The organism is Pseudomonas sp. TH37 (assembly GCF_016650735.1).
GTDB lineage: Bacteria > Pseudomonadota > Gammaproteobacteria > Pseudomonadales > Pseudomonadaceae > Aquipseudomonas > Aquipseudomonas farris.
The window spans coordinates 36,228-47,373 of record NZ_JAEKFD010000011.1 but is presented as its reverse complement, the minus strand read 5'-3'; the positions used below and the strand labels follow the sequence as shown (position 1 = coordinate 47,373).

At 59.9% G+C, this 11,146-nt stretch carries 12 protein-coding genes; 4 read left to right on the top strand and 8 right to left on the bottom strand.

The features are described from left to right. Positions 1-79: 79 nt before the first annotated feature. Together JFU11_RS23675 and JFU11_RS23670 are read left to right on the top strand one after the other, a co-directional pair. Positions 80-442 (top strand): DUF6124 family protein, encoded by a 363-nt coding sequence (locus JFU11_RS23675; RefSeq protein WP_201062269.1) that lies wholly within the window; start codon positions 80-82, stop codon positions 440-442. 369 nt (positions 443-811) lie between these two features. Continuing rightward, positions 812-1,069, top strand: coding sequence for a hypothetical protein (locus JFU11_RS23670; protein WP_007905458.1), 258 nt, complete (start codon positions 812-814; stop codon positions 1,067-1,069). A 155-nt stretch (positions 1,070-1,224) separates the two neighbouring features. Here JFU11_RS23670 and JFU11_RS23665 read toward each other — a convergent pair whose 3' ends face one another. The 5 genes from JFU11_RS23665 to norR form a co-directional block, all read right to left on the bottom strand. After that, positions 1,225-1,974 (bottom strand): YkgJ family cysteine cluster protein, encoded by a 750-nt coding sequence (locus JFU11_RS23665; RefSeq protein ID WP_201087481.1) that lies wholly within the window; start codon positions 1,972-1,974, stop codon positions 1,225-1,227. An 83-nt stretch (positions 1,975-2,057) separates the two neighbouring features. After that, a complete protein-coding gene (locus JFU11_RS23660) occupies positions 2,058-2,384 on the bottom strand; it encodes a hypothetical protein (RefSeq protein WP_201062267.1) in 327 nt (108 codons plus the stop codon). 148 nt (positions 2,385-2,532) lie between these two features. After that, positions 2,533-2,991 (bottom strand): GNAT family N-acetyltransferase, encoded by a 459-nt coding sequence (locus JFU11_RS23655; RefSeq protein ID WP_123719461.1) that lies wholly within the window; start codon positions 2,989-2,991, stop codon positions 2,533-2,535. 27 nt (positions 2,992-3,018) lie between these two features. After that, the gene (locus tag JFU11_RS23650) at positions 3,019-3,921 is read right to left on the bottom strand and encodes a chemotaxis protein (RefSeq protein ID WP_007905472.1); all 903 of its coding nucleotides are present in this window, start codon (positions 3,919-3,921) and stop codon (positions 3,019-3,021) included. Positions 3,922-4,123: 202 nt separating this feature from the next. Continuing rightward, positions 4,124-5,677 carry a nitric oxide reductase transcriptional regulator NorR gene (gene norR / locus JFU11_RS23645; RefSeq protein WP_201062266.1) on the bottom strand — a complete coding sequence of 518 codons (1,554 nt, stop codon included), beginning with the start codon at positions 5,675-5,677 and terminating at the stop codon, positions 4,124-4,126. A gap of 147 nt (positions 5,678-5,824) precedes the next feature. On the opposite strand from norR, the gene hmpA reads away from it, so the two are divergent. Beyond that, positions 5,825-7,006: an NO-inducible flavohemoprotein gene (gene hmpA, locus JFU11_RS23640; RefSeq protein ID WP_201062265.1), complete on the top strand. Its 1,182-nt coding sequence runs from the start codon at positions 5,825-5,827 to the stop codon at positions 7,004-7,006. A 233-nt stretch (positions 7,007-7,239) separates the two neighbouring features. Further along, positions 7,240-8,016, top strand: coding sequence for an ABC transporter substrate-binding protein (locus tag JFU11_RS23635; RefSeq protein WP_201062264.1), 777 nt, complete (start codon positions 7,240-7,242; stop codon positions 8,014-8,016). 124 nt (positions 8,017-8,140) lie between these two features. Here the strand turns inward: JFU11_RS23635 and JFU11_RS23630 are convergent, their stop codons facing one another. The 3 genes from JFU11_RS23630 to JFU11_RS23620 form a co-directional block, all read right to left on the bottom strand. Further along, positions 8,141-8,782 carry a PAS domain-containing protein gene (locus JFU11_RS23630; RefSeq protein WP_038981650.1) on the bottom strand — a complete coding sequence of 214 codons (642 nt, stop codon included), beginning with the start codon at positions 8,780-8,782 and terminating at the stop codon, positions 8,141-8,143. A gap of 99 nt (positions 8,783-8,881) precedes the next feature. Continuing rightward, on the bottom strand, positions 8,882-10,009 hold the full coding sequence (locus JFU11_RS23625; RefSeq protein ID WP_123719457.1) for an FAD-binding oxidoreductase: 1,128 nt from the start codon (positions 10,007-10,009) through the stop codon (positions 8,882-8,884). A 152-nt stretch (positions 10,010-10,161) separates the two neighbouring features. Then, a complete protein-coding gene (locus tag JFU11_RS23620) occupies positions 10,162-11,109 on the bottom strand; it encodes an ornithine cyclodeaminase family protein (protein ID WP_201062263.1) in 948 nt (315 codons plus the stop codon). Between the last annotated feature and the right edge of the window lie 37 nt (positions 11,110-11,146).

Below are 11,146 nucleotides of genomic sequence, written 5' to 3'. Positions count from 1 at the left end.
GAGATCCCCGAAACGAGTAGGCGAAAGCCTCACGACCATAACGGCAAGTGATGGCTCCAATTGAGATTAGGAGCTACAAATGGAAAACGATAATTCTGATTCGAAATTCAACAAAGCCAACCCCGACACCCTGTGCACCGAAGAATTACTCAAAGACCGCGAAGCCATAAAGCGCGCCCTCGACTACTACCTCGATCCCCCGGCGCAATACACCGAAAAGCCCCGTCGCCCCAGCACCATGTTCATGGTCGCCCCGGGTGCCGGCACCGAAAGCCTGCTGGCCCACGCCTACGAATCGTTGGCCTCAGCGAGTGTCCTGGCCACCGATTTCGCCAACAATCTGATCGGCCCGCAGCGCCACACGGCGTTGGCGATCCAGCAGGTCATCATGCTGGCAGAGCTGGCGGTGAATCGGGCGCTGGATAACGTCGATCCGGCGTAGACCGCGTTATCGTTCATCGCGAGCAGGCTCGCTCCCACAGGATGTGTGTCATACACAGATTTTGTATATGACCACTGCCCCCTGTGGGAGGCTTGCCCGCGATGACGGCGGCACATCCAACATCCCTGTGACTGACACACCGCTATCGCGGGCAAGCCCGCTCCCACAGGATTTGTGTCATACATAGATTTTGTATATGACCGCTGTCCCTGTGGGAGCGGGCTTGCCCGCGATGGCGGCAGGTCGGTCAGCACAAAACCCGACGGACTCGCTTGCGGCGTGAAGCTTGCGGCCCCCGACACAGGTATACTGCCGCCTTTCGCGGCTCGCCTACCGGGCCCGACTCTTTGAGCATCACCCGGAGCTTTCATGACTTCCCCGACACAACCGCCGGTTGCCGACGCTTTGAGCGACGACCAGGCAGACCTGCCAGACAGCGTCGACTCCAGCGCAGACAGCGAAACCAAAGCGGCGATTCCAGCGTTCAAGTTTCCGTTCAAACCGGGTGAATTGGCCGCGGCGAAGAATGCCAGCCAGCCTTGGTACAAGAACGGCGCCAAGAATGGTCACACCAAGACCCCGGGTGCAGCGCCTCCTGGCACTCGTCGTTCGATGGGTAAACGCTGAGTTTTTGCCTCTGCGGTGCCTGATCTATCGTCATCGCGAGCAGGCTCGCTCCCACATTTGATCTTCATGAGACACAGATATTGTGTACGACGAAATCCACTGTGGGAGCGAGCCTGCTCGCGATGAGGCCATTACATACAGCACACACCTCGGGCTCAGGCCACCCTCAACGAAATAAACGCATAGTTCACTGGCGCTTCAGTCGCCACCTGCGCCCCGGCTGCCAGCACTTGCCCGGCAATATCATCGCCTGACACATGAAAGACCCATTCACCGCCCGATCCCGCCAACGGCTGTTGCGCCACCTGATCAATGACCATGGCAAACGCTGTCATGTCCGGCAGATAAGCAGTAAATCCATCGCCCTTCAACGCTGTCGTCCGAATCCCCAATAACGCGCAAATCGCATCCTTGGTCTGAATCTCATCACGATCCGCCTGACGCGAGCGCTGAATCAATCCTGCCAGTTCCTGATCCACCAGCTCACCCCCAATGATCAAATCCGGCCCTGTTTCCCAGGACTCGGGCGGGCATTCTTTGATCGCCGGGTTGAGCGGGATGTGCGGATTGATTTCCATCGGGTAGATGCGGCACACCAACGGTCGGCGTTCGTAGATGCGGCAGAGGTTGTCTTCGTCAAGATTCCGGCAGCGACCGACGTTATAGGCGGCGAAGGTGATCGCCACATGTGCCTCGCAGGCGCCGCTTCGAACTACCACCGAACGGCGTTCGGCGTGTTCGCGTTGCTGCGTGGGCAGGCCCAGGCCATTGGCGAGGAAGGCCTCCACCAGCACGATCACCTGACCGCCATCGGCCGCCCACATCCGGGCTTCGGCCAGTGTCAGGGGCACGTGGTGGTCGTTGCAGCATTTGCCACAACCTATGCAGGAAAACGTTGTATTCATCGAACGGCCAGTCACCTGTGGGGGCATGAAATGGCGACAAAAAGCCACCGCAAAGGCCTGTACCGAAGCAAGTTATGCGCCATTCACTGCGCTTTTGCTGTTGGGCGGATGGAGTCCCATTCGGTCACGTAGGCGGTTTTGCTTTTCTTGTTGTAGAGGCACAGCTCGGTGCCTTGCTGGCCTTTCATGTTTTTTTGCGGGTACTGGCCTTGCAGCAGGAGCGCGGTATAACCGACCCGGTCATCGAATTGCGCGGCGTTGCCGACGGGTTTGACGTTCTTCAGGCCGCTGGTTTTGGTGCAACTGGCGAGCACGGCTTTGTCGTAGGCGGCCCAGGCGTCGGGGCTGGAGGCGTGGGCTTGGGTGGCGAGGGCGGTGAGGCAGAGGAAGGTCAGGGTGGTGGTTTTCATGGTTTGGGCATCCTTGGCGTGTAGTGGCCGAGGTCGGAGTATGCCTGATGGTTTTGGATTGGTTATGCGGGCCTCTTCGCGGGCAAGCCACGCTCCCACGGGGATCACCTAAATCCTGTGGGAGTGAGGCTTGCCCGCGAAGGCGGTGTCAGGTTGGAACCGGTTCCCGGCGGACCACATACATCCCGGCACTTTCATACAAACGCTGGGCCCGAAGGTTGTTTTCCAGCACCTTCAGATCCACAAAGCCTTCGCGGCGTTGCCGAAACACGTTGAATGCATTAAGCAGCAGCGCACGACCAAGTCCGAGGCCTTGAGCGCGCGGGTGCACCACCAGACTCTTGATGTAAGCGCTGGTCCAGCACTGGGCGACGCCGACGATTCCTTCGGCATCCAGGGCAATAAAGCACAGGGACGGATCGTATTCAGGATCGGTTTCGAAGCGCCGTTGCCAGACTTCCAGCGCCGGTACCCGCCCGCTACCTTCCCGATAACCGAGTTCCATCAAGTGATGAACGGCTTCGGCGAGTTCGGGACGGTACTCGGTCAACTCAATGCCATTTGGCCAAGTGAAAGGCGGCACATCCTCAGCGAGGTTGCGCCGCATCAGAAAACAAAAAACCTCAGCCAAAACTCAGTGACCTTGTTCGGCGACGGCCCTGGCCGCCGCGATCAGGCATTTGGTCAGCTCCGGTGAGGAGAATTTGGTCAGCACCGCGTTAGCCCCGGCCAGTCGCGCTTTCTCGCTGTTCATGGCGCTGTCCAGCGAGGTGTGGAGCAACACATAGAGGTGTGAGAAGTCCGGCGTTTCGCGCAATGTGCGGGTGAGGGCATAGCCGTCCATTTCCGACATTTCGATGTCCGAGACGATCAGGTTGATCTGCTGGGCAGTACCTTGCAGGTCCAGCAGGCAGTCGATGGCTTCCTTGGCGCTGCGAGCAGTGTGGCATTGCAGGCCGAGGTTGCGCAGGGTGTGCACCGATTGTTGCAGGGCGACCTGGCTGTCATCGACCACCAGAATCCGCGCGTTGCCGAGTACTTCGGCGTCTTCCATGCTCAGTTCGGTCGGGGCCGTTTCGATCTGCGCCGGAGCGATGCCGTGGATGACCTTTTCGATGTCCAGCACTTGCACCAGCGTGCCGTCGACCGACGTCACGCCGGTGATGTACGAGCGCACGCCGCCGGAGCCGAAGGGTGGTGGACGGATGTCGGTGGTCAGGCAATGGACGATCTTGCTCACCGCTTGAACGTGCAGGCCCTGCTTGGAGCGGCTGACGTCGGTGACGATCAGGCAGCCACCGTTCGGGTCTTCCAGCGGTCGCTCGCCGATGGCGCGGCTCAGGTCGATTACCGACAGCGATGCCCCGCGCAGGGTGGCGATGCCTTTGACGTGAGGGTGCGACTCCGGCAGCTTGGTCAGCGGCGGGCAGGGGATGATTTCGCTGACTTTCAGCAGGTTGATCGCCATCAGCTTGCCGCTGCGCAAGGTAAACAGCAGAAGCGAAAGTGAATCTGCGCGGGCTTTGTTGGAAGACATAAAAACCTTCTGTGGAAAAAGGTGATGGGCGATTGTGAAGATCGCCAACAGCTATCGATGCCGGGTTATCGACTTGTTGGGGGCAGGCTTTAGTGCCAATGAATGTTGGGTAGATCAAAAGATCGCAGCCTCGCTTCGCTCGACAGCTCCTACAAGGGATTGGCGTAAACCTGTAGGAGCTGCCGAAGGCTGCGATCTTGGCTTATTTCATGCCAAGCCGCTTGGCCATCCGTCCAAGGTTCGCCCGATCCAGACCCAACTCCCGCGCCGCGCTGGCCCAGTTGTTCTGGTGCCGTTCCAGGCATGCGCTGATCAGTTGGCGCTGATAATGCTCGGTGGCCTCACGCAAATCCCCTGCAATTAATGCAACCGCCGGCGCAGCAACCGCCGGTTCTGGCGCGGGTTCAACGCTGCCATTGGGCAAGTCCAGATCCGCCGCGCTCAAGCTGAGAATCTTCGGCCGTTGCTTGCAGTTACCCAACGCCTTCAGCGCACTGCGACCAATCAAATGCTCCAGCTCCCGCACGTTCCCTGGCCAGTCATACGCCAATAGCGCCGCTTGCGCATCGCTGGTCAGGCGCAGGCTGTTGAGGCCCATTCGTGAGCGGTTTTGTTCCAGGAAATAGCCGCTGAGCAACAGCACATCCCGACCGCGATCGCGCAGTGCGGGCACCAGCAACGGGTAAACGCTCAGGCGATGATAGAAGTCGGCACGGTAGCGACCGCTGCGCACTTCTTCGGCCAGGTCGCGGTTGGTCGCTGCGATCAATCGCACGTCGACCTGATGCTCCTTGTCCGACCCCAAGCGCTGCAATTGCCCGCTCTGCAGCACCCTCAATAATTTGGCTTGCACCGTCAGCGACAGTTCGCCGACTTCATCGAGAAACAGCGTGCCGCCATTGGCCAGTTCGAACTTGCCGCGCCGATCATTCGTTGCGCCGGTGAAAGCACCGCGCACATGGCCGAACAATTCGCTCTCCACCAGCGTGTCTGGCAGGGCGGCGCAATTGAGGCTGATGATCGGTTTGTCGGCCCGTGGGGATGCCGCGTGGATGGCCTGGGCCACCAGCTCTTTACCGACTCCGGTTTCGCCGGTGATCAGCACCGTCAGGTCGCTGCCGCCCACCAGGCTGATCTCTTCCACCAGTCGTTTGTAAGTCTTGCTCTGGCCGATCATTTCGCGGTTCTGTTGGCCGCTGGCCTGACGGTAAACCTCGGCGCGCTGATGTTCGTCCTCGACGCGATTGGCCAGCCGCTCAATGCGCTCGGCGGCGTTGACCGTGGCGGCGGCGAGGCTGGCGAAGGCTTGCAGGGCGTCCAGTTCGATCGGTTCGAAACGCTCAGGGTCGAGCGCGTCGAGGGTCAGCAAACCCCATGGGCGCTCGTCTATAAACAGCGGGCAGCCCATGCAGTCGTGGACTTCCAGGTGATCGTGCAGGCCATCGATCAAGCCGTCATAAGGATCGGGCAAATCGCTGTCGGCGGCGAAGCGAGTCGGGCCGGGACTGCTGAGCAACGCTTCGAAGCGCGGATGTTCACTGATCTTGAAACGTCGACCGAGGGTGTCAGTGCTCAACCCGTCCACGGCCAGCGGCACCAACCATTCGCCATCGAGTCGCAGCAGGGCCGCAGCGTCGCAAGGGAGCAGGGCGCGCATGGCTTCGAGCAGGCGTCGGTAGCGTTCGCCTTCAGGCAATTCGCGGGACAGGTCGGAGACCAGGGGCAGCAGGGTCGTGAGCAGTAATTTTGCAGTCATAATGACTCCGTGTAGTCGGTGTGACTATAAAGCGTCGCGTGTCGATATGACTACTATGTTATTAACTATATGATTTATAAGGATTTAACTGTTGGCATGGAAACTGATACGTAAAGGCTATTCATATAAAGCCCAGGGGTTGCTCTTATGCTTAGCGTTCAAGACCGTGCCATCGTCAAGTCCACCGTGCCGTTGCTGGAAAGCGGCGGCGAAGCGTTGATCACTCACTTCTACCGCATGATGCTCTCCGAATACCCGGAAGTCCGCCCGCTGTTCAACCAGGCACACCAAGCCAGCGGCGATCAGCCTCGCGCCTTGGCCAACGGTGTGTTGATGTATGCGCGGCACATCGACCAGCTCGATCAGTTGGGCGACCTGGTGGCCAAGATCATCAACAAGCACGTGGCACTGCAAATCCTCCCGGAACATTACCCGATTGTGGGTAGCTGCCTGTTGCGAGCGATCTCCGAAGTGCTCGGCGAAGAGATTGCCACGCCTGAAGTGATGAGTGCCTGGGGCGCGGCCTACGGTCAATTGGCCGAGATCCTGATCGGCGCCGAAGCCAGCATCTACGACCAAAAAGCGCAGGCGCCGGGCGGCTGGCGTGGCGCGCGGGAGTTCATCGTGGCGGCCAAGGTCGAGGAGAGCGCGGAAATCACCTCGTTCTACTTCGAACCGGCGGACAAGGGCCCGATTCTCGCGGCAGAGCCTGGCCAGTACATCGGCATGAAACTGATCCTCGATGGCGAAGAAATTCGACGTAACTATTCGCTGTCGGCGCTGGCCAACAAGGGCCAGTACCGCATCAGCGTCAAGCGCGAAACCGGCGGCCGCGCTTCCAACCATTTGCACGATCAACTGCACGTCGGCGCGAGCATCATGCTGTTCCCGCCAGCGGGCGATTTCACCCTGACCGCCAGCGACAAACCGCTGGTGCTGATCAGTGGCGGCGTCGGCATCACCCCGACGCTGGCGATGCTCGAAGCGGCGCTGGCGACCGAGCGGCCGGTGCACTTTATCCACTGCGCGCGCAACGGTAGCGTGCATGCTTTCCGTGACTGGATCGATGGCCTGGCCGAGCGTCATCCGCAGCTCAAGCGTTTTTATTGCTACGCCGAAGACGATGGCGTCAGCCCGGCGGCGGACAAGGTTGGCCTGTTGAGCCAGGCGCAACTTGGCGAGTGGTTGCCGGAAGAGCGCGATGTGGATGCCTACTTCCTGGGGCCTAAAGGCTTCATGGCGGCGATCAAGCGTCACCTCAAGGCTTTGGGTGTGCCAGAGAAGCAGAGCCGTTACGAGTTCTTCGGGCCGGCTGCCGCGCTGGAATAACTGTCTGGGCGGTTCCTGAGGGCCGGGTCGGTGTTTCGCTTGTTTTGCGAAGCACCGACCCGGCCTTTTTTGCATTTGGCTAGCACCCGACCAGAGGCCGGGTATAAGGCTGTCTGCCCGATTGACGGATAATACGTAAAAGTCCAGTATGGAATTATAAGTACAAAAAAGTGCTTCCCTGTTTCAGCTTCTTCTGTCTTGCCAAACCAACAACAACCCGCGAGAGAACGAATATGAAGAAATTCCCCCTCATCACCGGTCTGGCCCTGAGCCTGTTGGCGTGCAGTAGCTTGTTCGCCGCCGAGAAAAACCTGCGCATCGGCATCGAAGCGGCTTATCCGCCGTTCGCGTCCAAAACCCAAGAAGGCAAAATAGTCGGTTTCGACTACGACATCGGCAATGCCTTGTGCGCGCAGATGAAGGTCAAGTGTGAGTGGGTCGAAGGCGAGTTCGACGGTCTGATTCCTTCCCTGAAAGTGAAGAAAATCGATATGGCGCTATCGTCCATGACCATCAACGAAGACCGCAAGAAATCGGTGGATTTCACTCACAAGTATTACTTCACCTCATCGCGTCTGGTGATGAAAGACGGCGCAGTGGTGGATGACCAGTACGCCAGCCTCAAGGGCAAGAATGTCGGCGTGCAGCGCGCAACCACCACCGACCGTTACGCCACCGAGGTTTTCGAACCCAAGGGCATCAACGTCAAGCGCTACGGTAACAACGAAGAGATCTACATGGATCTGGCCGCCGGTCGTCTCGATGCGATTTTTGCCGACACCATCCCGTTGAGTGACTTCCTGTCGATGCCTCGTGGCGCCGGTTACGCGTTTGTCGGGCCGGAACTCAAGGATCCGAAATACGTGGGCGAGGGCGCCGGGATTGCCGTGCGCAAGGGCAACACGCAGTTGGTGGCGGATCTGAACAAGGCGATCGACGAGATTCGCGCCAATGGCGAGTATCAGAAGATTTCGCAGAAGTATTTCAAGTCGGATATCTACGGCGACTGATTGATCGCCATCGCGGGCAAGCCCGCTCCCACAGGTTCTGCGGTGTACTCATGTTTTGTGCACGACACGGACACTGTGGGAGCGGGCTTGCCTGCGATGAGGCCGGAACATTCACTACAAATCTTTAGCCCTTCAATTCCTTCAAATGCTTGTACACCGTCGCTCGCCCCATGTTCAGCACATTGGCCACATAGTTGGAGGCGCTTTTGCCTTTGAAGGCGCCTTCGGCGTGCAGCGCCAGCACCAGTTCGCGTTTGTGGTCGCGGGTCAGCACGTTCAGGCTCAACTGACGCTCGCGCAGCCAGGCGTGCAGAAAGGTGTTGATCCGTTCCTGCCAGTCATCGCGAAACAGTGAGTCCGGTTGCGGGATCAGCTTGGTCGGCGACAGGAACAAATCCAGCGCCGCTTTCGCGTTCTCGAACAGCGAGATATTCAGGTTGATGCACAGCACCGCCAGCGGACGACCCTCGCTGTCGCGCAGCACACTGCTGAGGCTGCGAATCTTCTGGCCGTCCCAGTTGAGCTTTTCGTACGGCCCGATGTTTCGTTCGCTGACCTCTTCGCTGAGCATGTCTTCCAGCGAGGAGTCGTCGCCGATTTCCCGTTTGGACAGGTTGTTGGCGATGTAATCGACCTTTTGCGTGCGCAGGTCGTGCAGCACCACCTCGGCATGAGGGAAGAACAACGTGGCGATCGCATCGGCAATCGCGCGGAAGTTGTCCATGGACGTAGCGTCCAGGGCCGAGTCTTTTTCAGGTGCGTTCATACAGTGGAACTCCAGGCAGCGTCAGCGCCCGTTAAAAAAGGGGGCGCTGGAAGTTTGCCGCAATCGTGTGGACACGTCACCTGAGAGGCAGGATCAGGATCAGCTCAGGCGGGCGGGGGAGAGCATCTCGGCGTCCAGGCCGAAACGGGTGAGCTGCTCGGGCAAGGCTTCACCGCGTACCAGTGCAGCGCTGGCCTGGCCCATGGCCGGCGACGTCTGGATGCCGTAGCCGCCTTGCGCCGCGACCCAGAACAGCCCCGGCACCTGCTGATCGAAGCCGGACAGCAAATCCCCGTCGCGCACAAAACTGCGCAGACCGGCCCAAGTGCGGGTCGGGCGGCGGATGGTCAGGGTGGTGGCTTCTTCGATCTGGTAAATGCCCATGGCGATGTCCAGCTCTTCGGGCTGCACGTCGTGCGGTTCTACCGGGTCGGCGTTGGCCGGTGAGCCGAGGAACATGCCGGCGTCAGGCTTCATGTAGAAGGATTCATCGAGGCTGACCAGCATTGGCCAGTCATGGATATCCAGGCCCTCGGGGCCGGCAAAGATAAAGGCTGCCCGGCGCTTGGGTTGCAAGCCCAGCGGTTGGGCGCCGGCCAGCTCGCCAATCTTGTCGGCCCAGGCACCGGCGGCGTTGATGATGATCGGGGCGCTGAAGGTCTGAGTGTTGGTTTGAACCTGCCATTGCCCTTCGACATCACGGCTCAGGCTCAACACTTCGCTGTCGGTATGAACCTCACCTTTATTGCGTCGGATACCGCGCAGATAGCCCTGATGCAGAGCATCGGTATCGATGTCGCTGGCGGTCGGATCGTAGATCGCGCCATGGACTTTTTCCCGACGCAGGATTGGTAGGCGCGCACAGGCTTCGTCGGCGCTGAGCCATTGCATTTCCGGCACCGTGGCTTTGGCGCTCAGGTATTGATTGCTCAGCTCGGCCGGATCGCCGGTGAAGTCGACGGTCATCTCGCCGCGCGGGGTCAGCAGCGGGTGTTCGCAGAAACCGGGCGGCGGTGCGTCGAAGAAGTCGCGGCTGGCCTGAGTCAATGCCCGAACCTGCGGTGTGCCATAGGCGGCGGTGAACAGCGCCGCCGAGCGTCCGGTGGAGTGATAGGCCGGATGGGATTCGCGTTCGAGCACAATCACCCGCCCGTGCTGCGACAGCCAGAAACCGGTGGAAGCGCCGGCAATCCCGCCGCCGATGATGATGAAATCTGCCTGGCTCATGAACGTCTCCTGTGGGGGCGCAAATGCCGAAATTGTGGAGTTCCCCTGTAGGAGCTGACGAGTGAAACGAGGCTGCGATCTTTTGACTTTGCTTTTTAAAGGCAAGATCAAAAGATCGCAGCCTTCGGCAGCTCCTACAGGGGTTTGTGGTGTTAGCGCTGTAGTTGGTAAAGGGCATTGGCCAGTGCGATGTCTTCCAGGCCCAGGCCGATGGAGCGGAAGAACACCGGGCGATCGTATTCAGGGCGCTGGACTTTTCCGCTGAGCAAGTCGGGCAGGTCGCCGACAATCGAACGCTTGTCCCAGCCATGCTGCTCACCGGCGATCAGCATTTCACCCGCCGAGCCCGGGGTGGTTTGACGATAGTCACAGAACACCTGCATGTCATTGAGGCTCTGCGGCGGCACTTCATGGGCGCGTGGGGCGTTGGTGCTGATGGAGGTGATCAGCGCCGGTTTGCTTAAGTTCGACGGGTCGATCACCGGACCGGCAGACGAAGTGCAGAGCATGATCACGTCGGCATCCTGAATCGCAGCTTCGCAACTGTCGGCGAGGGTCAGCCGTGGATCGAGGCTGTTGAGCTGTGCCAACGCTTCGGGATTCTTGCCGCTCAGGCTCGGCGAGTAGAGGCTGATGCTTTGCCAGTCTCGCAGGTCCTTGACGTAGTGCAGGTGCGCCTGGGCCACCTTGCCGCTGCCGATGATTGCCAGGCGCTGGGCCTTCAGCGGCGCGAGGGCATCGACCGCCACCGCCGTCGTCGCGGCGGTGCGTGCGGTGGTCAGTTCACCGGCATCGCAGAGCAGCAGCGGCTGGCCGGTCTGCATCGACATCAGCAGCGTCCAGGCGGTTACTAGCGGGCCTTGCTCGCGCACGATGTAAGGCGAGGTCTTGACGCCATATACCCCGTCTTCGCCCAGCACACCCAAGTAGTTGATGAAGTCCCCGGCACCCTGCGGGAATTCCACCAACTGTTGCGCCGGTTGCACGGCTTGCCCGGCGGCCAGGTCACGGAACAGCTTGCGCAGGATCTGCGGCACGTCAACTTGTGCCAGCAGTTCGCGGGCTTGAGATTGGGTGATCACGTAAGGCGTGCTGGGCATGGTCGGCTCCGGGCGCTGAAAGTAAACTAATTTGTCC